Genomic DNA, 23,467 nt, shown 5'->3' with positions numbered 1-23,467 from the left:
GGGGATCATCGGCCCGGATCGTCCACGACGTGCCGGGCGGTGGTGGTGAGCAGGATCGTCTCCTCGCTCGGGGTCCCGCCGCCGCGTCCGTTGCCGCCCGGTCCGGGCCCCCGGTCGTCGGCCGGCGAGCCGGGGTGGCGATCGTCGGCCGGGTGCGCCGGGATCCGGTCGTCGGCGCCGTGCCGGTCGCGCCGGGAGAGGGACTGGGTCGGCTCGCGGCCGGGACCGGGGGAGACCGGCGCGACCCGGGCCGCCGGGGCCGGCGAGACCGCCGGGGCGGGACCCGGGCGGGGCCCGTTGACCACCGCCTGGCCGGCGTTCCAGGCCATCGGGGTACGCGCGTCGCGGCGCTGGCCGAGCCGGCTGCTCGCCCGGCGGCGGGCCACCGCGTCGTGGACCACGGCGGCGACGGCGGCCAGCAGGAGGCCGATGGCCGTGATCACGACCTGTGCCCGCAGCACGTTGGAGCGGGACGGCACGATGTTCAGCCCGGGATCCAGCACCTCGGTGGTGATCTGCTCACCCGGGTTGGGCTTGTACGGCGCCTGCTGCCCGGCGACCTCGTCGTGGATGAGCTGGGTCACCGCCTCGACGGTCTTCCGGGCGCTCTCCTCGCTCGACGCCGTCACCGCGACGGTCAGGATCGAGCTGCGGGTGACCAGCCCGACCTCGTAGTCGGGGTCACCGCCGGCCGCCGCGATCCTGGTCCGGGCGTCGTGCGCGGAGGTGGAGATCTGCACGGCCTGGGCCATCGCGTTCTCGCCGATCCGCAGCCACGGGTTGCCGGGCCGGGGTGCGGCGTCCTCGTCCGGTGCGGCCGAGGTGGTCGGCGGGACGAGCAGGATCGCCACCTCGGTCTTGTATTCCGGCTGGATCGCCAGCCCGAACGCGAGGGCCGCGCCGAGCGTCACGACGACGATCGGAGCCGAGACGTACCACCGCCGAAACATGAGCTTCAGCAGGTCGAGAAGGTCCATCGGGCGGCCCTTTCGAAAGGTGCGGAAGTACGGTGCGAGTGGTCAGATCGGCAGACGCGCGGCATCGGCCCCGTTACCGTGTGAAACTTCGTTGTAGTCGCTGAGCGACGGGCGGAGCAATCGATCCCACAGTCGGATGTACGACTTCACCTGGTGGTCCCAGGCGAGTTCATCGACGAACCGCTGTCTCCCGGTCGCACTCATCGCGGCCCGGGCGGAGTCGTCACTGAGAAGCTGGTCGATCACCTTGGCGAATTCGTCCGGGCTGCCGGTCTGCACATAGCTCGCCGCCGCCTCGGCGGTACGCCGGGTCTCCAGCAGGTCGACCGCGACCACCGGTACGCCCCGGGCGACGTACTCCACCGTCTTCGCCATCGTGTACATCTCGGCCATCCGGCTCGGCCGGTCCGGCTGGATCGCGATCGAGGCGGAGCAGAGCAGCGCGTCGACCTCGTCGGCCTCCAACCAGCCGGTGAAGCGTACGACGTCGTCCACCCCCCGCTCGGTGGCGAGCCGGCGCAGTTCCGGCATGCTCTCGCCGTCCCCGGCGACGACCAGCTCCCAGTCGTCGGTGCCGCGCAGCCCGGCCAGCCGCTCGGCGGCGAGTACGGTCGCCTCGACGTTGTCCTGCGGGTTGATCACTCCGACGTAGACGACCTTCTGCCGGGCGTCCTCGGTCTCCGGGCCGTCGCCGTGCCGCACCTCGGCCAGGGCCGGGCCGTTGCGCACCACCACCACCTTCTCCGGTGGGCAGCCGCCCCGGCCCATCGCCAGTTCCCGGAACGACTCGTTGGTGGCGACCACGGCGGTGGCGGTACGCCAGGAGAGTCGTTCGAAGAGCCGGAGCATCCACAGCACACTCGGTCGGGGTTGCCCCGCCTTGCACTCGTAGAGTTCCGGGCTCAGGTCGTGGTGGTCGAAGACGAAGGGTCGGCCCAGGGCCCGCATCAGCAGCCCGACCACCCAGAAGACGTCCGGCGGGTTGCACGCCTGGACGGCGTCCACCCGGGTCCGCAGCATCAGCCCGAGCAGCCGGGTGGCGACGGCGATCAGTGCCCAGGCGAACTCGGCGGCGAAGGAGAGCACGCCCTTGCCCGCGAGTGGCTGGGGAAACGAGTGGATCCTGGTGGCGGCGGTGCCGGGTAGCACCGTGAGCCGGCGTGGTCCCCGTGGGCAGATCACCGACGCCCGGTAGCCGGCCGCCTCCAGTGCCTGACACTCCCGGATCACTCGGCGGTCCCGCTCGGCTGGCAGATTTACCACCACGATCACCACGTGGGGGCGTCGATCGGCCATCTCTAACTCCCATCCGCGCAGCTCGGACGACGTTTTCGATGGAAGGTCGCGGCGTATGCGATTACGCCGCGACCCGAATGAGCCTTGCTCTCGCACCCGGCTGTTCCGCTACCGGCCCGGTGCCTACCAAGACATTGCTCTACCGACCCGGCCCGAGCAAGGACCGAGGATTGGTGGATGTGTCGAGTTACTTACAAGGTCGCGACCGATCGTACGATTGTTCCTTCACGGGCTCATCCGCGTGTCAGGGCTCGAACGGCAGGTCAGTGCCCTGATCAACACCAATTCGGCGGCATCGAGGGCGAACCGTCGGGGAAGTGGGTTTCATTGATCTTCGTCCCGATTCGCGATTAGACGCGGCTCGGTCGCAAGTGTTGCGTCGGAGCCTACTCTGTGCCGACAAAGGTGAGCCGCTGTTCACGGTCGGGTTCGGAACTGCCGCTCGCCACGTGGAGAGGAAGTGGGGCATGCGGCTGCGGCGGGGCTTGCGACTGGGTCTGGTGGCGGCGCTGCTGGCGAGCGTACTGGCGCCGCTGGGCGGAGCGCCGGCCTCGGCGGTGACGCTGCCGGCCGGCTTCCAGGAGCAGGTGGTGTTCAGCGGGCTGGACCAGCCGACCAACATCGAGTTCGCCCCCGACGGGCGGGTCTTCGTCGCCGAGAAGGGCGGCCGGATCAAGGTCTACGCCGACCTGGCCGACCCCACCCCGACCGTCTTCGCCGACCTCTCCACCAACGTGCACAACCAGTGGGACCGCGGCCTGCTCGGGCTGGCGCTGCCGGCCAACTTCCCGGCGGACCCGTGGGTCTACGTGCTCTACACCTACGACGCGCCCCCGGGCCGGACGGCTCCGGTGTGGAACGACACCTGCGGCGACGCCAACAACGGCCGCTGCGTGGTCACCGGCCGGCTCTCCCGGCTGCGGGCCAGCGGCGACGTGATGACCGGTACCGAGCAGGTGCTGATCTCCGACTGGTGTCAGCAGTACCCGAGCCACTCGGTCGGCGACCTGCGGTTCGGCGCGGACGGCATGCTCTACGCCACGGCCGGCGACGGGGCCAGTTTCAGCGCCATCGACTACGGCCAGTTGGGCAACCCGGTGAACCCGTGCGCCGACCCGCCCGGCGGCACCATGACGCCGCCGACCGCCGAGGGCGGGGCGCTGCGGGCCCAGGACGTCCGCAGCGACGCCGACCCGACCGGGCTGGACGGCGCGGTGCTGCGGCTCGACCCGGCGACCGGGGCGGCGGCGCCGGGCAACCCGGCGATCGACGCGGCCGACCCGAACACCCGGCGGATCGTCGGGTACGGCACCCGCAACCCGTACCGGTTCACCATCCGGCCGGGCACCAACGAGATCTGGCTCGGCGACGTCGGCTGGAACAGCTGGGAGGAGGTCAACCGGATCGTCGACCCGAGGGCGGGGGTCAGCAACCTCGGCTGGCCCTGCTACGAGGGTGCCGCCCGGACGGGCAGCTACGACAACGCCAACCTGAACCTCTGCGAGACGCTCTACACCGGTGCCGGGCAGACCCCGCCGTACTACGCCTACCACCACGGCGCGGAGGTGGTGCCGGGGGAGAACTGCGGCTCGGGCGGGGACGCCGTCTCCGGGCTCGCCTTCTATCCGGGCAGCGGCGGCAGCTATCCGGCGACGTACGCGGGGGCGCTCTTCTTCGCCGACTACTCGCGCGGCTGCATCTGGGCGATGCGCCCGAGCAGCCCGGGCGGGCTGCCGGACCCGGCCAACCTCCAGGCGTTCGGGCAGGCCGCCGCCGGGCCGGTCGACCTGGCGATCGGCCCGGGTGCCGAGCTGTACTACGCCGACCTGACCGGTGGCACCGTGCGCCGGATCCGGTACTTCCCCGGCAACCAGCCGCCGACCGCGGTGATCAACGCGACCCCGACCAGCGGCCCCGCCCCGCTGGACGTGACCTTCGACGGCACCGGGTCGACCGACCCGGACCCGGCCGACGCCGGCCGGCTGAGCTACCGGTGGGACTTCACCAGCGACGGTACGGTCGACGCCACCACCCCGACCGCCACGTTCCGCTACCCGAGCGCCGGCCGGCACACCGCGACGCTGACCGTCACCGACACCCTCGGCGTCTCGGCGAGCAGCAGCGTCACCATCCAGCCCGGCAACGCCGCCCCGACCGCCCTGCTGGAGAGCCCGGCGGTCGGCACCACCTGGCAGGTCGGCGACAGATTGAGCTTCGCCGGCCGGGCCACCGACCCGCAGCAGGGCACCCTGCCGGCGTCCGCGCTGCGCTGGAAGCTGCGGATGGAGCACTGCGAGTCGGTCGGCAACTGCCACACCCACCACCTCCAGGAGTGGTCCGGAGTGGCGTCCGGCTCCTTCGTGGCGCCGGACCACGAATATCCGTCGTATCTGGAGTTGGAGCTGACCGCCACCGACGCGCAGGGCCTGTCGAACACCGTGGTACGCCGGCTCGACCCGCGGACCGTCGACCTGACTTTCGCCAGTGACCCGCCGGGGCTGCGGCTGACCGTCGGCGCGACCACCGGGACGGCGCCGTTCACCCGTACCGTGATCGTCGGCTCGACCAACACGGTGAGCGCGCCGAGCCCGCAGACGGTCGGCGGGGTGCCGTACTCCTTCACCGGCTGGTCCGACGAGGGCGCGGCCACGCACGTCCTCACCGCGCCCGCGACGGCGGCCACCTACACGGCGACGTACGCCGGGGCGGCCGGCTGCGGGACCACGGCGTTCTACACCTGCGGCACCGCGACGGGCCGGCCCTGGGTGCCGGCCGACACGGTGCTGCCGCTCACCGGCGACGACGCGGTGACCCAGGTGACGCTGCCGTTCCCGGTGCCGTTCTTCGCCGAGACCTACCGCACCGCCTGGGTCTCCGGGAACGGCTTCCTCTCCTTCACCGACCCGGGCGGGCCGCAGCCGGGCAACACGGTGCTGCCGGCGGCCGGCGCGCCGAACGCGGCGCTCTATCCGTTCTGGGACGACCTCTGGGGGCGGGCGGACTCCAGCGTCCGGATCGGGGTGACGGGTACCGCGCCGAACCGCCGGTTCGTGGTGGAGTGGCGCGACAGCGGCATGTACGGTTCCAGCTCCGCACGGATCAGCTTCGAGGCGCTGATCGCGGAGAACGGTGAGATCGTCTTCAACTACCGGGACCTGAACAGCAGCGGGCGGGAGCGCGGCGACTCGGCGACGGTCGGCATCGAGAATCCGGCCGGCACCCTCGCGCTGCCGTACTCGGTCAACCATCCAGCGCTGGCCGACGGCACCTCGGTGGTCTTCCGGCCGGTCGCGTCGCCACCCTTCGTAGCCGACAGGGGTGAGCGTCGCCAGTCGCCGATTCTCGACCGACGGCCCAGGTAGCCACTGTGCGAACGGTTGACCAGGGAAGCTGATTGGTCGTTAAGTAGCGCCCGGTCAGTTAACCGCCCTGGTCAACCTCGCGACAGCCCGCTCCGCTACGGACGGTGATCCTGGAGCGCGGCAGTCGCCGACCGTTCGGCGGCGCCGTGGAGGGAGGCCGCCATGTCCCGAGCGGTACGGCGAATCTGGGTCCTGACCCTGGCACTCGTGCTGGGCGTACCGGTCGTGGTCGGGCTGCCCCCGTTCGACCCCGAACCCGCGGCGGCGATCCCGCCCGGCTTCACCCAGCAGGTGGTCTTCACCGGGCTGACCCGCCCCACCAAGCTGATCTTCGCGCCGGACGGCCGGGTCTTCGTCGCCGAGAAGAGCGGCATCGTCAAGGTCTTCGACAGCCTCGCCGACAACACCGCCACCGTCTTCGCCGACCTGCGCCCCAAGGTGTACGACTACGAGGACCTCGGCCTGATCGGCCTGGCCCTGCCGCCGAACTTCCCCACCGACCCGTACGTCTACCTCAGCTACACCTACGACGGCGTGGTCGGCGGCGGCGCGCCGACCTACCACGACAGCTGCCCGGTGCTCGGGAACTGCAAGGCCAGCGCCCGGGTCTCCCGGCTGCGCGCCGACGGCGACGTGATGACCGGCAGCGAGCAGGTGCTGCTGCACGACTGGTGCCACCAGATCGAGAGCCACTCCATCGGCGACCTCGCGTTCGGTCCGGACGGCGCGCTCTACGTCACCGGCGGCGACGGCGCGTCGGCGACCTTCACCGACTACGGGCAGGCGGGCAACCCGTCGAACCCGTGCGCCGACCCGCCCGGGCCGCCCGGCGCCGCGATGACGCCGCCGAGCGCCGAGGGCGGCGGGCTGCGGTCCCAGGACATCCGTACCCCGGGCGACCCGACCGGGCTCTCCGGCACGCTGATCCGGATCTCGCCGTCGGACGGGGCGGCGCTGCCGGACAACCCGCTGGCGGCGAGCAGCGACCCGAACAACCGGCGCATCCTGGCGTACGGGCTGCGCAACCCGTACCGCTGGACGTTCCGGCCGGGCAGCAACGAGGTCTGGATCGGCGACGTCGGTTGGCGTACCTGGGAGGAGATCAACCGGGTGGTCGACCCGGCGGTCGGACCGGTCCGCAACTACGGCTGGCCGTGCTACGAGGGGAACGCTCCGCAGGGCGGCTACAACGCGGCGAACCTGACGCTCTGCGAGACCCTCTACACCCAGCCCGTCGGCACGGTCACCCGGCCGCACTACACCTACCAGCACAGTCAGCAGGTGGCGGCCGGCGACGGCTGCCCGACCGGCGGCTCCTCCCCGGCCGGGGTGGCGTTCTATCCCGGGTCCGGCGGCGGCTATCCGGCGGCGTACGCGGGGGCGCTCTTCTTCGCCGACTACTCCCGGGGCTGCGTCTGGGCGATGCGTACCGGCGCCGACGGGCTCCCGGACCCGGCCCGGATCGTGCCGTTCGCGATCGCCCCCGGCGTGGTCGACCTGCGGATCGGCCCGGAGAACGACCTGTACTACGTCGACCTGCTCGGCGGCACCGTGCGGCGGTTCCACTACAGCTCCGGAAACCAGTACCCGAGGGCGGTCATCGACGCGACCCCGACCAGTGGACGGGCGCCGCTGACGGTCAGCTTCGACGCCGTCAATTCGAGCGACCCCGACCCGGGCGACATCCTCGAATACCGCTGGGACTTCACCAACGACGGCACCGTCGACGCCACCGGGTTGACCGCGACCCACCGGTACCCGGCGGTGGGCAGCTACACCGCCCGGTTGCAGGTGGTCGACTTCGGCGGGCTCTCGCACAGCGCGACGGCGCAGATCAGGGTCGGCACCGCCGCCCCGGTGCCGGTGATCGACGCGCCCACCTCGGCGCTGCGCTGGGCGACCGGGCAGACGGTCGCGTTCAGCGGTGGGGCCAGCGACCCGGAGCAGGGTGCGCTGCCGCCCTCGGCGCTGCGCTGGACGCTGGTCAACATGCACTGCAGCACGCCGGAGAACTGTCACAGCCATCCGGTGCGCGAGGTGGCCGGGGTCGCCTCCGGGACGTTCGTGGCCCCGGACCACGAGTATCCGTCCTATCTGGAGCTGACGCTGACCGCGACGGACAGCGGTGGGCTGACCGGCAGTACCACGCTGCGGCTGGACCCGAGGACGGTGCAGCTCAAGCTCGCCACCACGCCCGCCGGGCTACGGGTGAACCTGAACGGCCGGAGCCTGACCACCCCGAACGCCGTACAGGTGATCGTCGGTTCCACCAACACGGTCAGCGCGCCCGGGCCGCAGCGGCTCGGGCCGGGGACGTACACCTTCCAGAACTGGTCGGACGGCGGAGCCGCGACCCATGTGATCACGGCGCCGGCCGCCAGCACGGCGACCTACACCGCCAGCTACGACGGCGCGCCGGGTAGCTGCGCGGACGGCTTCGGCTACGCGTGTACGACGCACTCCGGTCGGGCGTACCTGCCGGCCGGCCCCACCGAGCTGCCGCTGACCGGGGACAACGACGCCGCTTCCGTGGCGCTGCCGTTCCCGTTCCCGTACTACGGGCAGAACCACTCCAGGGCGTGGGTGGACGTCAACGGCGTACTCTCCTTTGTGGATCCTCGCGGCTCCTGGCCGGCGAACCGGGCACTGCCGTACGCCGCGACACCGAACGCCGCGCTCTATCCGTTCTGGGACGACCTGGTGATGCACCCGGAGTCCAGGGTCCGGACCGCCGTGCTGGGCGCCGCACCGGACCGGCAGTTCGTGGTCGAGTGGAAGGACGTCGGGTTCTCCGGCGCGCCGGCCGCGCGGGTCAGCTTCCAGGTGGTGCTCTCCGAGTGGGGGCAGATCGTCTTCAACTACACCGCGCTGAACGCCGGACGGGAGCTGGGCAACTCGGCGACGATCGGCATCGAGAACCCGGCCGGCACGGACGCGGTGCAGTACTCGGTCAACCAGTTGGTGCTGGCCAACGGCAAGTCGATCGTCTTCACCCCACCGGCCGCGATCGTCGGGGCGGCACCGACCAGCTAGTGCCTCGTCTTTGGAGGTATTCGGCCGGCTGTCCTCCAGCCTCTGTGATCGTCTCGGTGATTCGCCATCCGGATCATCGCTCGTGGCCGTGGGACGTGGCGTCGACATCGCCGGGCGGACGGTCGGCAACCACATGGGCGACCGGCGGCGGAGCCGGGGAGTAGTCGGCGCGGAGACTGTCGAGCTGGGTGCAGAGACGGGGCACGGAAACCGGGTTGCCGACGGCGTGCTGCGCTTCGGGTCGACCGGCGGACGGGACCGGGGTTCGGGCAGCCGGGGAGGGTGGGCCCACAAGCGGGGCAGCTCGACAGTCTCCTCGGCGAGTATCCCCACCCGCTCCCAATCCGACATCAGAAGACCGCCGGCTCGGAGATACCTGGAAGCACCGGGTGCACGGTCGTACTGTTTCCCTAAACGAGATGGGCTGAGGGTCGTGACCGAGAGCGAGTTCCTGACGAGAGTGGTCGAGTTGATCCGCCCGATGCGTCCCGGGCATCCGCTGCGGGTGGCCGTGGACGGTCCCGACGCCGCCGGCAAGAGCAGCCTGGCGGCGGAACTCGCCCGGCGACTCGCCCCGGTACGGGAGACGATCACCGCCAGCGTCGACGGCTTCCACCGGCCCAGAGCCGTACGCCAACGCCGGGGCGGCCTCTCCGCCGAGGGCTACTACCGCGACTCCTTCGACTATCCGGCCCTGCGTGCCGCCCTCCTCGACCCGCTCGGCCCGGGCGGCAGCCGGCGCTACCGCACCGTCGTCTTCGACCACCGGACGGATCAGGTCGTCGACCTGCCGCCGGAGCAGGCCACCGACGACGCCGTACTGCTCTTCGACGGCGTCTTCCTGCTCCGTCCGGAGTTGCGGGAGCAGTGGGATCTCAGCATCTACCTGGCGGTCAGCCCGGCGGAGTCGCTGCGCCGGGCGCTGGTCCGGGACCTGGAACTGTTCGGCAGCGCCGAGTCGGTCCGGGAACGCTACGAGGCCCGCTACCTGCCCGGTCAGCAGCTCTACCGTGCCGAGGCGGATCCGGCCGGCCGGGCGGACGTACTGGTCGACTACGACGACCCAGCCCGGCCACGGGTACTGCGTTGGCCCGCCGCCCGAGCGTTGCGGTGATGGAAACGGAAGCACCATCGTCGGATAGGAACGGCACGACATGTACGCCAAGCAGTACGAGATCACCCTCCCCGCCGACTACGACATGCGGATCATCCGCAACCGGGTCGCCGAGTTCGGGCACCTGCTCGACGATCATCCGGGACTTCGGGCGGCCCGCCGTACAGCACTGGACCGGGCTGGCGACCGTGGCCGGGCCGGCTCGGGGCTCCGCCTTCCACGAGATGTACGGCTACTACGCGCAGGGTGTGAGCGTTTCAACAGCGGTGTTGTTGCCGAGCGGATCGAGACGGTAGACGTGCCGCTCGCCGTACGGCAGCGGCTCCGGGACTGGATTGCTTACCACCACGAACGCTGAGCGGCGCGAGCAGGCGCCGTCCAACGGTGCTCAGGACCTGGCGTCCGCGTCGGTGTCGCCGCCTCCGGCGCTCCGGCGGCGGGGGAGTCGGGTCAGCACGAGTCGGCGTAGCCGGGCGTCGGTGGCCCAGAGCAGCACCCCGGCGACCAGCCCGGCCGCCCCGCCCAGCACCAGCAGTTCGACCACCGGGCCGGCGTCCAGCCCGGTCCGGGCCACCGCCAGCGGCACCAGTGCGGCGGCCACCGCGGCCACGATCGCCGGCACCGTCGGGGCGAGGAAGGCCGCGACCGACGCGTTCGCGGCCCGGCGCACCGTGACCCAGACCGCGAGGGCGGTCACCACGACCTGCATGCCGACCCCCGCCAGCGCCACCGCCGTCGCCTCGGCCACGTCGCCGTACCCAGTGAAGAGGGTGCCGACGGCGGCCAGGGTCGCCACCCCGAGTACGCCCCGGGTCCAGAGGATCGCGGCGAGCTTGCCCGGCTGGCCGATCGCCTGGAGCGCCGGACCGAGCAGCACCCCGTACACGTTGACGGCGCCGAAGAGGCAGAGCAGCCGGAGCGGCACCTCGGTGCCGGCCCACTGCGGACCCAGGAGCGTGACCAGCGGATGCGCCGCCGCCGCGAGTATGCCGAGCACCGGCAGCCCGGCCAGCGCGCCGAGGTGCTGGAGTTGGTTGAGCTGCGCGGCCAGCGCCGCCCGGTCCCGCTGCAACCGAGACAGCGACGGCAGCGCCACCTGCTGGAGCGACCGGACCGTCACGTCGACCAGCATGTCCGGCAGCCGGGCCGCCAGCCGGTAGATCCCGGTCGCCACCGGTCCGAAGAAGAGGCCGGTGAAGAGGATGTCGGCCTTGGAGCTGAGCATCAGCCCCAGCCCGGCGTTGGCCGAGTGGGCGGAGAAGACCAGCAGGTCCCGGATGCCGGCCAGCCGGGGCCGGCGGCTCGGCCGCCACGGGCAGACCCACCAGAGCACCACCAGGCCGACCGCCGCGTTCACCAACTGCTGCGCCACCAGGGCCCAGATGCCCGCCCCGGCCAGCGCCAGCACCACCCCGACGGCTCCGCTGAGCAGCGAGGCGAGCAGGGTACGGATGGCGACCGCCCGGAACCGCAGCTCCCGGCGCAGCACCGCCTCGGGCACGATCGACAGCCCCTGCAACAGCACCAGCGGGGAGAGCGCGACGCAGATGGCGGTCAGCTCGGGCGCACGGTTGGCCATCGCCCACAGTGGACTGGCGGCGGCGGTCAGCCCACCGATCACCACCCCGGCCAGCACCAGCACCACGAAGGCGCCGTCCAGATGCTCCGGGGTGAGCCTGTCCCGCTGCACGATCGCGGAGACCAGCCCCTGCTGGATCAGCGTCTGCGCCACCGTGATGAAGACGGTGGCCATCGCCACCAGGCCGAACTCGCTCGGGCCGAGCAGCCGGGCCAGCAGGAAGGTGACCAGGATCGACGAGCCGATCCGGCCGGCGGTGAGCACGTACGACCAGCCGATCGCCGAGCGCAGCCGGCCGCCACCTTCCGACGGGGAGGACGTGGGATCGGCGAGCGGGGTACCGGCCGGGTCCGGAGCCGTCCGGGCGGGCTGGACCGGGGCCACCCTAGGCGCTTCCCTTCGCCGCGCTGGCCCGCCGCCGGATCAGCCGGCCCAGCCAGACCGGGGCCCGGCGGCGCAGCCGGCCGAGCCGGACCCGGACCCGGCGGGCCCACCAGATGGCCAGGAACGCCACCGCCGAACTGAGCCGGGTGCCGAGCGGCTCGGAACCGGTGGAGAGCGTCCGCAGCGTCTCGGCGAGCATCCGCAGCCTCGGCGCCCGGACCCGCTTGCCGCTCTGCGCGAACCAGGCCAGCGCCGAGGCCGGGGTGGCGTCCTTGGCCTGCCGGGTCGAGGCGCCGTGCATCCGGCGCAGGAAGAGCGGCTCGGCCACCTCGTGGATCTCGCCGAGCCGGGCCACCTCGGCGATCAGCGTGTAGTCGGAGGAGAGGAACGGACGGATCATCCCGGTCCGGCGCAGCGCCGACATCCGGAAGACCCCGAAGTGCGCGTGACAGAGGTTGATGTTCCGGGCCACCCCGGCCACCCGGCGCCACGGCCGCCGGTCGCGCAGGTCCAGCCGGTCGGCGTACGGGCCGATCACCTCGCCGGCCTCGTCGATGAGTACGGTGCGCGGATAGGCGAGTACGGCGTGCGGCCCGGCCGCGTCCAGCGCCGCCACGCAGGTGCGCAGGTACGCCGGCAGGCAGACGTCGTCGTACGCCACCCACTTGAACAGCTCGCCCCGGGCCAGCTCGACCACCCGGGCGTAGTTGACGTGCCCGCCGAAGTTGCGCGGATTGCGGTAGAGCCGGATCCGAGGGTCCCGCGCGGCGTAGCGCTGGCAGATCTCCCAGGTCCGGTCGGTGGAGGCGTTGTCGCTGATGATGATCTCGAAGTCGGGGTAGTCCTGGGCGAGCAGGGCGTCGAGGCAGCCTTCGAGGTAGCGCTCGGCGTTGTAGAGGGGTACGCCCAGACTCACCCGTGGCGCTGGCTCCATCGTCTCCTCCGCTCAGGCGACCAGCAGCTCGGCCCGTACGCCGAGCTGGCGCAGCGCGGCGTCGATCTCGTCCCGGTAGGCCGGGTTGGTGATGATCACCGAGCGGGTGCCGGAGCCGGCGAGCGTGGCCGGATCCCGCACCTGGTGCCCGGTCACCGGCAGGTAGCGGCCCCACTTGCGCGGGTTCACGTCCACCACGGCGGCGAGCCGGCCGTCCGGGTCGGCCAGGTGCAGGAACTGCACCCCGCGCGAACCGGCCCCCCAGAGCACCGGCCGGTCACCGGCGGCCACCAGCCGGTCGATGGTGCTCCGCCAGCGCTCCCGTTCGGCGGCGTGCCGGTCGGCGAAGCCGGCGATCGAGGCGAGCTGCCGGTCCCGGTCGGCCGGGCCCGGCGACTCGGCGCCGGGCAGCGCGGTGCCGGTCGCCGGAGGTGCCGCGTTGACCGAGATCTCGACGTACCGGAACATGCCGGAGAAGAGCCGCCCGGTGGCGACGACCCGCCAGCCGGCCCGCTCGACGATCCGGCAGAGCGAGTAGCCGTCGAAGTAGGAGACGTGCGGATAGATCACCTCCCAGCCGGCGGTGCCCAGGTCGTAGCCGGCGTCCGGTACCTCCAGGTAGCCGTGGACCGGCCGGTCGCCGGCCAGCTCGCGGAGCCGGACGAGGAAGGCGTACGGGTCGTCCAGGTGCTCGAACCAGTGCCGGGAGGTGACCAGGTCGAAGGCGGGAGTGTCGGCGTCCAGCGGGGCGTGGCCCCGGACGAAGGTCGCGCCGGAGGGGTCCGGGCCGGGCGGGCCGGCGTACATCGCGTCGTAGCCGACGCCCCGGCAACCGGCCACGTGACACAGCTCGCGGAGGAACTCGCCCTGCCCGCAGCCGACGTCCAGCACCGTGCCGCCGCGCAGCGGGAACCGCCCGGCGAGGTGCTTGACCAGTTCCGCCGAGAAGACGCCGAAGGCGGGCGAGTGGTGCAGGTTGGTGTCCATGGTGGTGTCGTAGACCAGAACGGCCGGGTCGAAGGCGAGGTTGCGGACGTACCCGCATTCCGGGCAGTACGCCAGCCACATCCGGCCGAGCGGACTCGCCAGCGCCTCGGCCCGGCTGGCCCAGTGCACCCCGCAGTAGACCGGGATCTCGCCCAGGTCGGCGAAGGGCACCAGGTCGTGCCGCCCGCAGGCCGTGCACCGGTGCACCGGCTGCCGGCCGCCGGAGCCCTCGGCACCGGTCACCGGGCCCTCCAGCGCAGCTCGGCGTCGAGCCGGCCCGCCTCGATCAGCGCCCGGATCCGGCGCAGCCGCTGGTGCCGCTCGCCCCGGAACGACTCGATGGTCAGCCCGTACCGCTGGTACGCCTCGACCAGCTCCTCGATCCCCTTGCGTACCGTCCAGCGGGGCCGGAAGCCCGGCACCTCGGCGGCGACCAGGTCGCAGCTCACCCGGTAGTTGCGGGTGTCCGCCGAGGCGCCACCGGCGAAGGTGACCCGGGAGCCCGGCACCACCTCGGCGACGAGTTCGGCGACGTCGCGGATCAGGTAGTTCTCCCCGGTGACCCCGATGTTGTACGCCCGGCCGTGCACCCGCTCCCGGGGCGCTTCGAGCAGGGCCAGGAAGGCCGCGCAGATGTCCTCGGCGTGCACCAGCGGGCGCCAGGCCGAGCCGTCGGAGAGCAGCCGTACCTCGCCGGTGAGCAGGGCGTGCGCGGTGAGGTCGTTGACCACCAGGTCGCCGCGGAGCCGGGGCGAGAAGCCGTACGCGGTGGCGTTGCGCAGGAAGACCGGGGAGAAGTCGTCGTCGGCGAGCGCCGCGACGTCCCGCTCGGCCCGGATCTTCGACTCGCCGTACGGGGTGACCGGCGCGAAGCCGGCCGTCTCGTCCAGCGGCCGGTCGTCGGTGCCCGCCCCGTAGAGGCTGCACGAGGAGGAGAAGAGGAACCGGCTCACCCGGGCGGCCTTGGCGGCCTCGGCCAGCCGTACCGTCGCCCGGTGGTTGATCTCGTAGGTCAGCTCGGGATTGAGGTTGCCGATCGGGTCGTTGCAGAGCGCGGCGAGATGGCAGACCGCGTCGAACCCGGCGAGCTGCTCCGCGCCGACGTCCCGCAGGTCCAGCGGGAGGGAGGGTACGGCCGCCGGTGCGGGACCGAGTAGGCAGTCGGAGAAGTAATCGGTGTCCAGGCCGGTCACGTCGTGCCCGGCGGCGCGCAGCATCGGGGTGAGTACGCCGCCGAGGTAACCATGGTGGCCGGTCACGAGAACACGCACGGCAAAGCTCCCGTCGTCGCCCGGGTGAGAAGGCGAGTTTATGGGTGGCCCACTGACCGGCCGGGCTATTGTCGGACTTTTTACTCAAGCGCTCCCGCCGCGCCGGAGTGCTGGTTAGCGTGGCGCGCAGGCGGGCGGGCGCCGCGCCGGTATTCCGATCATATCGGGGTGGGTGGGGCATGACCGATGCCAAATGCCGGCTGTGTGCGGCGGCATTGACCGAAACGTTTGTCGACCTCGGCATGTCGCCGCTCTGCGAGAGCTATCTCGACGCCGACCGGCTGGATTCGGCCGAGACGTTCTATCCACTGCACGTCCGTATCTGTTCCACCTGTCTGCTCGTGCAACTTCCGGCGTACGTGTCCGGAGAGGAAATCTTTTCCGACTATGCCTATTTCTCGTCGTATTCCGACTCGTGGGTGGCGCACGCCAGGCGGTACGCGGACACGATGACCGAGGCGCTCGGGCTCGGGCCGGACAGCCTGGTGACCGAGGTGGCGAGCAACGACGGGTACCTGCTCCAGCACTTCGTCGCCAGCGGCGTACCGGTGCTCGGGGTGGAGCCGGCCGGCAACGTCGCCGAGGTGGCCCGGCGCCGGGGCATCCGGACCGAGGTGCGGTTCCTGGGTGCGGAGACCGGTGCCGAGCTGGCCCAGCGCTACGGCCGGGCCGACCTGGTGGCCGCCAACAACGTCTACGCGCACGTGCCGGACCTGATCGGCTTCACCGCCGGACTGGCCGCGCTGGTCAAGCCGACCGGGCTGGTCACCTGCGAGGTGCCGCACCTGCTCCGGCTGATCGAGCGCCGGCAGTACGACACCATCTACCACGAGCACTATCAGTACCTGACGCTGCGTACCGCGATGCGGGCGCTGGCCACCGCCGGGCTGATCGTGGTCGACGTGGACGAACTCTCGTCGCACGGCGGTTCGCTGCGGGTGCACGCCCGGCCGGCCGCGGCGGCGGGGGAGCCCTCCGGCAACGTCAAGTCGGTGCTGGACGCCGAGACCGAGGCCGGGCTGCACACCGTCGCCGGGCATCTCGGCTTCGCCGACGCGGTCTTCGAGATCAAGCGGGAGCTGCTCGACTTCCTGCTCACCGCCCGGGCCCAGGGTCTGAAGGTGGTCGGGTACGGGGCGCCGGGCAAGGGCAACACCCTGCTCAACCACTGCGGCATCCGCGCCGACCTGCTCGAATACACCGTCGACCGGAGTCCGCACAAGCAGGGGAAGTTCCTGCCCGGCACGCACATCCCGATCCACCCGCCGGAGCGGATCGCCGAGGACCGTCCCGACTACGTACTCGTGCTGCCGTGGAACCTGCGCACCGAGATCTCCGCGCAGCTCGCCTACGTACGCCACTGGGGTGGGCGGCTGGTCTTCCCGATCCCCGCCCTGGAGGTGGTCTGATGAAGGTGGTGCTCTTCTGCGGCGGCCTCGGGATGCGGATGCGCGAGGACGCCGCCTCCGCGCCGAAACCGATGGCGATGATCGGGGACCGCCCGCTGCTCTGGCACGTGATGCGCTACTACGCCCACTTCGGGCACACCGACTTCATCCTCTGCCTCGGCTACGGTGCCGTCGCGGTCAAGGACTACTTCCTCCGGTACGACGAGACGCTCTCCAACGACTTCAGCCTCGCCATGCACGGCCGGGACGTGCGGCTGCACTCGGCCGACATCACCGACTGGAACATCACCTTCATCGACACCGGCCTCGGCACCAGCATCGGCGAGCGGCTGATGCGGGTCCGCAAGTACGTCGAGGACGAGCCGATGTTCCTGGCCAACTACGCGGACACCCTGACCGACGCGCCGCTGCCGGAGATGGTCGACCGGTTCCGCTACACCGACGCGGTGGCCAGCCTGCTCGCCGTACCCGTGCAGTCCACCCACCACGTCATCGACATCGCCCCCGGCGACCAGGTCACCCGGGTACGCCCGATCCGCGAGCTGATGCAGTGGGAGAACGGCGGCTACTTCATCCTCCGCCCGGGGATCTTCGACGTGCTCCGCGAGGGGGAGGACCTGGTGCCGCACGGCTTCGACCGGCTGCTGCCGGAGCAGCGGCTGATCGCCCAGCGCTACACCGGGTTCTGGCGGGCCGCCGACACCTTCAAGGACCGGGCCGAGCTGGAGCAGCTCTACCACTCGGCCCGCTGCCCGTGGATGCTCTGGGACGCCAACCGCAACCGGGGCCGCCGGCCGGCGACGCTGGAACCGGTACTCGCCGCCGCCGGCACCGCCGGGGGAGCCCGCGACCTGGGACTTACCGGCTGATGATGCCGCTGCGCCTCTCCGCGGCCCGCTCGGTGGTGCTGCTCGGGGCACACCCGGACGACATCGAGATCGGCGCCGGTGGGCTGCTGCTCGCCCTCGGCGACGTACCCGGGCTCCGGGTGCACTACGTGCTGCTCACCGGAAGTCCCGCCCGGCAGGCCGAGGCGCGGGCGGCGGCCGCGGCCTTCCTGCCCGCCGCCCGGCTCAGCTTCGCCCTGCACGACCTGCCGGACGGCCGGGTGCCGGCCCGCTGGGGCGAGGCGAAGGAGATCGTGAACGCCGCCGCCGCGACCCTGAACGCCGACCTGGTGCTGGCGCCGAGCCCCGACGACGCGCACCAGGACCACCACACACTCGCCGCCCTGGCGCCCACGTCGTTTCGGGACGCCACGGTGTTGTACTACGAGATCCCCAAGTGGGACGGCGACCTGGGCCGGCGCAACGTCTACCTGCCCCTGACCGAGCAGCGGGTACGCCGCAAGGTCGAGTTGCTGCACGCGAGCTATCCGTCCCAGAAGGCCCGGGACTGGTGGGACGACGAGGTCTTCCTCGGGTTGGCCCGGCTGCGGGGGATGGAGTGCCGATCCCGGTACGCCGAGGCGTTCCGGTGCGAGAAAGCGGTGATCGAGCAGTGACCGAGCTGACCGAGACGACCGGGTCGGGTACCCGGACCAGAGCCTTGTCGGCCTGCCTCTTCGGGGTGCCCGGCGCACACCTGAACCTGGGGGTCGGCGCGCTGCGGGCGGCCACCGTGGGCGGACTGCTGGCCCGGGAGCCGGGCGCGGACGTCACCGTCTTCGACGACGGCTGGGGGCAGCGCACCGGGCACGCCTTCGTGGCCGGCCGGCCGGTGCCGATCTCGCTGGCCGGTGCCCGGCACTCGCGCCGCTACCACCGGCCCGAGTCCTATCTGAACATGCGGATCAGCGCCGCGCTGGGCGGGCTCGGCAACGCCGGGCTGGCCCGGATCGACGCCGCCGACGTGGTGCTCGACGTCAGCGGCGGGGACAGCTTCAGCGACATCTACGGCGAACACCGGTTCCGCACCGTCGCCTGGCCGAAGCGGCTGGCCCTGCTCCGGCGCCGCCCGCTGGTGCTGCTGCCGCAGACGTACGGGCCGTTCCGGTCGGCGCGGCTGCGGGCCGAGGCGGCGGCACTGGTCCGGGGCGCGCGTACGGCCTGGGCCCGGGATCCGGAGAGCTACGCCGCGCTGGCCGACCTGCTCGGCCCCGACCTCGACCCGAGGCGGCACCGGGAGGGCGTGGACGTGGCCTTCGCGCTGGAGCCGAGGGTGCCGGACGAGCCGGCGTACCAGCGGTTGGTCGGATGGTTCGAGGCGGATCCGGGACCGGTGGCCGGAATCAACGTCAGCGGGCTGATGTCCCGGCCGGAGGGTCGGGTCCAGTTCGGACTCGCCGGGGACACCTCCCGGGTGGCCAACCGGCTCTGCGAACGCCTGCTGGAGCACTCCGACACCCGGGTGATCATCGTCCCGCACGTGCTCACCCCCGGCGGGGCCGACGACGACCGGGTGGCCAGCGAACGGCTCTACGCGGCGCTCGCGCCCCGGTACGGCGACCGGGTCGCGCTCGCCCCCTCCGGCCTCGACCCGCACCAGAGCAAGTGGGTGATCGGGCACACGAGCTGGTTCTGCGGGATGCGGATGCACTCGACGATCGCGGCGCTCTCCTCGCAGGTACCGGCGGCGGTGGTGGCGTACAGCGACAAGGCCCGGGGCGTCTTCGCCAGCGTGGGGCAGCGCCGGCACGTCGCCGACGCCCGGCGGCTCGCCGACGACGCGCTGCTCGACGCCCTCTGGACCTCCTGGACCGGCCGGGCCGAGACCTCGGCCGAGCTGGCGGTGCGTACCCCGGCGGCGGTCGGCCGGGCCGCCGCCCAGATGGACGAGTTCGTGGCGCTGGCCCGGGCCGAGCGGGACCGCCGGGCGCCGGCCGGGGTGCGCTGATGGCGCGGCCCCGCACCGTGCACGACGTCGCGGCCGGCAAGCTCTGCACCGGCTGCGGGGTCTGCGCCTACCTGGCGCCGGACGAGGTGCGGATGGTCGACGTCCTCGACCACGGCCGGCGGCCGTTGCCGATCACCCCGGTCGGGGCGGCGGCCCGGCCGGCGGCGGCCGGCAGCGGCGCGGCGGCTGCCCTGGACTGCTGCCCGGGGGTGCGGCTGGAGCACGACAGCGGCCGGCCGGCGCCGGGCGAGATCGCCGAGCTGCGCGCGGCCTGGGGACCGGTCCGGGCCATCTGGGAGGGGTACGCCGCCGACCCGGCGATCCGGTACGCCGGCTCCAGCGGCGGGGTGGCGACCGCGCTGGCCGGCTACTGCCTGACCGGCGAGGAGATGGCCGGGGTGTTGCACATCGGCGCCCGGGCCGACGTGCCGTACCTGAACGAGACCCGGCTCTCCCGCACCCCGGCCGAACTGCTCGACAACGCCGGCTCCCGGTACGCCCCGGCCAGCCCCTGCGACCGGCTGGACCTGGTCGAGTCGGCCGACGGGCCGTGCGTCTTCGTCGGCAAGCCCTGCGACGTGGCGGCGGTCCGGATGGCCCGGCGGGTCCGGCCGGAGCTGGACCGGAAGCTCGGGCTGACCATCGCGATCTTCTGCGCCGGCACCCCGACCACCCGGGGCACCCTGGAGATGCTGGACCGGCTCGGTGTGCCCGACCCGACCCGGCTGGAGTCGGTGCACTACCGGGGGGCCGGCTGGCCCGGCTCCGCCCGGGCCCGGCTCACCGACGACCCGCCGGACGAGCGGCGCGAGCTGAGCTACGCCGAGTCCTGGGGCGACATCCTGCAGAAGCACCGGCAGTGGCGCTGCTACCTCTGCGCCGACCACACCGGCGAGTTCGCCGACGTGGCGGTCGGCGACCCGTGGTACAGGCCGACCGGCGACGACCCGGGCCAGTCCCTGGTGCTGGCCCGCACCGAGCGCGGCGTACGGCTGGTCGAGGCGGCCGTCGCGGCCGGAGCGCTGGTGCTGACCCCGGTGACCGCCGACATCCTGCCCGCCTCGCAGCCGAACCTGCTCCGGGCCCGGGGTGCCGTGTGGGGGCGGCTGCGCACGCTGCGGGCCGCCGGGCTGATGACGCCCCGGCTGCGTCACCTGCCGATGGCCGGGATCTGGTGGCGGCACCTGTCGACGGTCGAGAAGCTCCGCTCCACCCTCGGCACGCTGCGCCGGATCGGGCGCAAGCGGCTGCGGGAGCCGGCCGTGCTGGAGGCGTACCGGCCGCCGGTCGGGGGCGGGGCGCCAGCGGTTCCGGCACCCGGCCCGGCGGCCGAGTCGGCTCAGACCACCGGCTGACCGTTGTCGAAGTAGACGTTGGTGGGCCGGTCCCAGGTCACTCCGGGCCGGTTCCAGCCGGAGACCACCCCGTACCGGTAGTCGCGGCCGTACTTGTTGTTCCGGAACAGGATGTTGGAGCCGACCAGCCGGGGACTGATCCCGATCGAGTAGTTGCCGCCGTTGCAGTAGTTGTCCTCGAAGGTCAGGTTCATCAGCGACGGGGCGGTCTCCGAGCCGATGGTGAGGCAGGAGTTGAACGGGTCCCGGGTCACCGGGTTGTACGACAGCAGCGTGTTGTGCCGGATGATGATGTTGTTGCCGCCGGTGCTCTGCAGGATGTCGTTGTGCGAGCCGGCGACCCGGGCCAGGCTGTGCAGGTACGAGTCGAAGATCCTGGTGTTGTCGGCCAGCCGTGGGCCGTCGATCATGTTGTAGACGTTGGCCCGGCGCAGGGTGTAGTTGCCGCAGCAGATCGAGGCGGAGTTCTTCGCCATGCCGTTGATCTCGACGTCCTGGATCAGCAGGTTCGTCGCCCCGGCCAGGGTGCGGATCGAGTACGTGGTGCTGTTGCAGGTGATCTTCGATTTCAGGATCTGCACGTTGGCGGCGGCGACGGTGACACAGCCGACGATGTTCAGCCCGCTCACCACCTGCCCGGCGGTACGCAGGCTCAGCGATCCGGAGTTGCGCAGCGCCGTACCGGCCGGCACGCCGGTGTTGCCCGGCCCGGGCCAGTACGTGATCGGGGTCGGCGGGGCGGCGGCCGGCGCGTACGGCGGCCGCTCCGCCATCGCCCGGGAGTCGGGGTCGGGCGCGGGTGGCGGTACCGATCCGCTCGGCCCGCTCGGCCCACCCGGGTACGGCTTGCCGTCCTGGGAGGACTCGACGATGGTGGCCGGGTTGGCGTCGGTCTGCCGGAACGCCTGACGGCAGCCGGTGACCCGGACCCGCAGCGCCGAGTATCCGCCCGGCACCACCCCGTCGGTACCGGCGGAGGTGCACCGGATCTCGGTGTCCTCGATCAGGGTGCCGACCACGCCGGGCCGGATCACGATGGCGGCGGTGCCGCCGGTGCGCACCTTCACCCGCCGGATGGTGACGTTGTCGGCCGCGACCTCGATCGGGCGGTCGACCGTCTGTCCCCAGAGGACGCCGGCGGGCTGGTCGAGCACCATCGGCGCGGCCCGGACCGGCTGCCCGGCGACGTTGAGCACGAGATAGCCGCTGGCGGCGAGGAGGGCGGCCGTGGCGCCGAAGGTCGCGGCGACGGTGGCGCGGCGCCGGTTGCGGTGTGGCGGGCGGGCGAGGCTCGCTGGCTCGATCGGAGGTCCGGCGTTGGTGTCGGTCACGGCTACCCCCCACGGGCGCGTCGCACACGAGCGGGGGCCACCGCTCCTGCGCTCCGGGGCGCCCACCGCCGATATCGGCCTGTCGGCGTCGACTCCCCCCGAGTCGACATGATCGCGCGGTCGAGACACCTTCCCTGGTCAGGAGGGGTGCGATCTCGATCGTCTCGATCTACCGGCCATGAATGAATACTACAAGCCGTATTGAAGGGGTTACTATTCTCGATTCAGACGGATTACGGACAGAAGTTGCGGCTCGGCGGGTCACGATCCCGGCCCGGCGCCGGGTCAGCGGTGTTGCTGGCGGGGGAGGACCACCTCGCGGAGCACCAGTTGGATCGCCGCCACCGCCGGGATCGCCACCAGCGCGCCGATCACCCCGAACAGGGCCACCCCGAGCAGGGCAGCGACGATCGCCGCCACGTCGGCGACCTGCACCGAGCGGCGCATCACCCGGGGGTAGACGAGGTAGTTCTCCACCTGCTGGTAGATCAGGAAGAAGACCACGCAGGCGATCCCGGTCGGCACGTCGGTGGCGAAGCCGACCAGGCTGACCACCACCGCCCCGATGGTCGCGCCGATCTGCGGGATGAGGTCGCAGATCGCCACCACCACGGCGAGGGCGAACGGGTACGCCAGGCCGACGACGACGGCGAAGACGAAGGTGCTCACCCCGGCCAGCAGCGCGATCGCCAGCGCACCCACCATGTAGGCGCCGACCTTGGCGAGGATCTCGTCGCCGATCAGCCGTACCCGGTCCCGCCGGGTCGCCGGGACCAGGCCGTAGCCGAGGTCGCGCAGCCGGTCGAAGGTGGCCATGAAATAGATGGTCAGCACGATCACGGTGACGATGTTGAAGACCGCGCCGAAGATGAACCCGGCGGCCCCGAAGACCCCGCCCAGGGCCCGGGTGATGTTCTCGGTGGTGGCCGCCGACTCGATCTTGCCCGCCAGGTCGTACTGCTCGATCAGGTCGTCGACGGTGCCGTTGCGGCGCAGTTGGGTGACGTAGTCGGGCACCTGCCCGATCAACTCGCCGGTCTGGCTGACCACCGGCGGGACCAGCGCGTACACCGCACCGGTGATGACCGCGAGCAGGGTCAGCGTCACCGCCGCCACGGCGAGGCCCCGGGGCAGCCCCCAGGAGCGCAGCCGGACCACCGCCGGGTGCAGGCCGATCGCCAGGAAGAGCGCGATGAAGACCAGCACCAGCACCGAGCCCGCGTTGCGGACCGCGAGGAAGATCGCGTACGCCACCAGCACGCCCAGCCCGCCGGTGAGCCCGACCAGGAACGGACTGAGTCGCAGCGGCTGCCCTGGTCGGCCGAACCGGCCGGGGTGCTCGTCGGCCGGCTGCTCGTCGGGGCCGGCGTCGGCCGAGGGCGGGGGTGTCGTGCGGTTCTCGTCGGCCGGATTGCGGCTCTGCGGAGGTGCGCCGCCGGTTGGCGCGGTCACTCCGGCAGGAGTCTCCGACCCCTCGCCCGGGTCGCCCCGCCGCTCGCCGTGCACCGCTGGTTGCTCGCTTCCCACCCCGACCTCCCACCGATCGTCCCGGCAGAGGTTATCGGGCGGGCGCCAGGGTGGGGTGCCCCGCGCGACGGAA

17 protein-coding genes are annotated in these 23,467 nt (G+C 72.3%); 9 read left to right on the top strand and 8 right to left on the bottom strand.

Features of this window, described 5'->3' with window-relative positions; all coding sequences use genetic code 11:
* Nucleotides 1-5: 5 nt before the first annotated feature.
* On the bottom strand, nucleotides 6-977 hold the full coding sequence (locus tag C6W10_RS22895; RefSeq protein WP_107260379.1) for a hypothetical protein: 972 nt from the start codon (nucleotides 975-977) through the stop codon (nucleotides 6-8).
* 42 nt (nucleotides 978-1,019) lie between these two features.
* Nucleotides 1,020-2,240, bottom strand: a complete 1,221-nt coding sequence (locus C6W10_RS22890) for a glycosyltransferase family 4 protein (RefSeq protein WP_159104719.1) — start codon at nucleotides 2,238-2,240, stop codon at nucleotides 1,020-1,022.
* A 500-nt stretch (nucleotides 2,241-2,740) separates the two neighbouring features.
* Between C6W10_RS22890 and C6W10_RS22885 the strand changes: the two genes are divergently transcribed.
* From C6W10_RS22885 to C6W10_RS38725, 4 genes are all read left to right on the top strand, one after another.
* Nucleotides 2,741-5,635: a PQQ-dependent sugar dehydrogenase gene (locus tag C6W10_RS22885; protein ID WP_107260375.1), complete on the top strand. Its 2,895-nt coding sequence runs from the start codon at nucleotides 2,741-2,743 to the stop codon at nucleotides 5,633-5,635.
* Between the two features lie 162 nt (nucleotides 5,636-5,797).
* Nucleotides 5,798-8,668 carry a PQQ-dependent sugar dehydrogenase gene (locus C6W10_RS22880; RefSeq protein WP_107260373.1) on the top strand — a complete coding sequence of 957 codons (2,871 nt, stop codon included), beginning with the start codon at nucleotides 5,798-5,800 and terminating at the stop codon, nucleotides 8,666-8,668.
* Between the two features lie 433 nt (nucleotides 8,669-9,101).
* Complete coding sequence (locus tag C6W10_RS22875; protein ID WP_199853729.1) at nucleotides 9,102-9,782, top strand: uridylate kinase; 681 nt, start codon at nucleotides 9,102-9,104, stop codon at nucleotides 9,780-9,782.
* A gap of 40 nt (nucleotides 9,783-9,822) precedes the next feature.
* A complete protein-coding gene (locus C6W10_RS38725) occupies nucleotides 9,823-10,140 on the top strand; it encodes a DUF4865 family protein (protein WP_234361388.1) in 318 nt (105 codons plus the stop codon).
* Nucleotides 10,141-10,170: 30 nt separating this feature from the next.
* Here C6W10_RS38725 and C6W10_RS22865 read toward each other — a convergent pair whose 3' ends face one another.
* Genes C6W10_RS22865 through C6W10_RS22850 form a run of 4 tightly spaced genes read right to left on the bottom strand, consistent with a single transcriptional unit; the run spans nucleotide 10,171 to nucleotide 14,937 of the window.
* Nucleotides 10,171-11,745, bottom strand: coding sequence for a lipopolysaccharide biosynthesis protein (locus C6W10_RS22865; RefSeq protein WP_107260371.1), 1,575 nt, complete (start codon nucleotides 11,743-11,745; stop codon nucleotides 10,171-10,173).
* Between the two features lies 1 nt (nucleotide 11,746).
* Nucleotides 11,747-12,679 carry a glycosyltransferase family 2 protein gene (locus tag C6W10_RS22860; RefSeq protein WP_107260369.1) on the bottom strand — a complete coding sequence of 311 codons (933 nt, stop codon included), beginning with the start codon at nucleotides 12,677-12,679 and terminating at the stop codon, nucleotides 11,747-11,749.
* A 12-nt stretch (nucleotides 12,680-12,691) separates the two neighbouring features.
* Complete coding sequence (locus tag C6W10_RS22855) at nucleotides 12,692-13,909, bottom strand: class I SAM-dependent methyltransferase (RefSeq protein ID WP_107260368.1); 1,218 nt, start codon at nucleotides 13,907-13,909, stop codon at nucleotides 12,692-12,694.
* A complete protein-coding gene (locus C6W10_RS22850) occupies nucleotides 13,906-14,937 on the bottom strand; it encodes an NAD(P)-dependent oxidoreductase (RefSeq protein ID WP_107260366.1) in 1,032 nt (343 codons plus the stop codon). Before C6W10_RS22850 ends, C6W10_RS22855 begins: the two co-directional genes overlap by 4 nt.
* Nucleotides 14,938-15,116: 179 nt before the next feature.
* On the opposite strand from C6W10_RS22850, the gene C6W10_RS22845 reads away from it, so the two are divergent.
* From C6W10_RS22845 to C6W10_RS22825, 5 genes are read left to right on the top strand one after another with little or no spacing between them, the layout of a single operon-like run.
* Nucleotides 15,117-16,346: a class I SAM-dependent methyltransferase gene (locus C6W10_RS22845; protein WP_107260364.1), complete on the top strand. Its 1,230-nt coding sequence runs from the start codon at nucleotides 15,117-15,119 to the stop codon at nucleotides 16,344-16,346.
* Entirely contained in the window at nucleotides 16,346-17,215 is an 870-nt protein-coding gene (locus C6W10_RS22840; RefSeq protein WP_234358919.1) for a glucose-1-phosphate cytidylyltransferase, read from the top strand. Before C6W10_RS22845 ends, C6W10_RS22840 begins: the two co-directional genes overlap by 1 nt.
* On the top strand, nucleotides 17,215-17,850 hold the full coding sequence (locus C6W10_RS22835; protein WP_107260362.1) for a PIG-L deacetylase family protein: 636 nt from the start codon (nucleotides 17,215-17,217) through the stop codon (nucleotides 17,848-17,850). Before C6W10_RS22840 ends, C6W10_RS22835 begins: the two co-directional genes overlap by 1 nt.
* Nucleotides 17,847-19,181 (top strand): polysaccharide pyruvyl transferase family protein, encoded by a 1,335-nt coding sequence (locus tag C6W10_RS39515; protein WP_107260360.1) that lies wholly within the window; start codon nucleotides 17,847-17,849, stop codon nucleotides 19,179-19,181. The genes C6W10_RS22835 and C6W10_RS39515 overlap by 4 nt, the downstream gene beginning before the upstream one ends.
* Entirely contained in the window at nucleotides 19,181-20,536 is a 1,356-nt protein-coding gene (locus C6W10_RS22825; RefSeq protein WP_107260358.1) for a Coenzyme F420 hydrogenase/dehydrogenase, beta subunit C-terminal domain, read from the top strand. The genes C6W10_RS39515 and C6W10_RS22825 overlap by 1 nt, the downstream gene beginning before the upstream one ends.
* Here C6W10_RS22825 and C6W10_RS22820 read toward each other — a convergent pair.
* Together C6W10_RS22820 and C6W10_RS22815 are read right to left on the bottom strand one after the other, a co-directional pair.
* Entirely contained in the window at nucleotides 20,521-21,867 is a 1,347-nt protein-coding gene (locus C6W10_RS22820; RefSeq protein WP_107260356.1) for a hypothetical protein, read from the bottom strand. The genes C6W10_RS22825 and C6W10_RS22820 overlap by 16 nt on opposite strands.
* A 285-nt stretch (nucleotides 21,868-22,152) precedes the next feature.
* Nucleotides 22,153-23,394 (bottom strand): AI-2E family transporter, encoded by a 1,242-nt coding sequence (locus C6W10_RS22815; protein WP_234361387.1) that lies wholly within the window; start codon nucleotides 23,392-23,394, stop codon nucleotides 22,153-22,155.
* Nucleotides 23,395-23,467: the final 73 nt, after the last annotated feature.

It is taken from the genome of Plantactinospora sp. BB1, from assembly GCF_003030385.1.
In the GTDB taxonomy this organism is placed as follows: domain Bacteria; phylum Actinomycetota; class Actinomycetes; order Mycobacteriales; family Micromonosporaceae; genus Plantactinospora.
This window is presented reverse-complemented; position numbering and strand designations above follow the sequence as displayed.

What these genes read in the sequence shown, in the direction of transcription:
- C6W10_RS22895 (WP_107260379.1), bottom strand. Translation starts at nt 977, where the DNA reads ATGGACCTTCTCGACCTGCTGAAGCTCATGTTTCGGCGGTGGTACGTC.
- C6W10_RS22885 (WP_107260375.1), top strand. Translation starts at nt 2,741, where the DNA reads ATGCGGCTGCGGCGGGGCTTGCGACTGGGTCTGGTGGCGGCGCTGCTG.
- C6W10_RS22880 (WP_107260373.1), top strand. Translation starts at nt 5,798, where the DNA reads ATGTCCCGAGCGGTACGGCGAATCTGGGTCCTGACCCTGGCACTCGTG.
- C6W10_RS38725 (WP_234361388.1), top strand. Translation starts at nt 9,823, where the DNA reads ATGTACGCCAAGCAGTACGAGATCACCCTCCCCGCCGACTACGACATG.
- C6W10_RS22860 (WP_107260369.1), bottom strand. Translation starts at nt 12,679, where the DNA reads ATGGAGCCAGCGCCACGGGTGAGTCTGGGCGTACCCCTCTACAACGCC.
- C6W10_RS22845 (WP_107260364.1), top strand. Translation starts at nt 15,117, where the DNA reads ATGACCGATGCCAAATGCCGGCTGTGTGCGGCGGCATTGACCGAAACG.
- C6W10_RS22840 (WP_234358919.1), top strand. Translation starts at nt 16,346, where the DNA reads ATGAAGGTGGTGCTCTTCTGCGGCGGCCTCGGGATGCGGATGCGCGAG.
- C6W10_RS22835 (WP_107260362.1), top strand. Translation starts at nt 17,215, where the DNA reads ATGATGCCGCTGCGCCTCTCCGCGGCCCGCTCGGTGGTGCTGCTCGGG.
- C6W10_RS22825 (WP_107260358.1), top strand. Translation starts at nt 19,181, where the DNA reads ATGGCGCGGCCCCGCACCGTGCACGACGTCGCGGCCGGCAAGCTCTGC.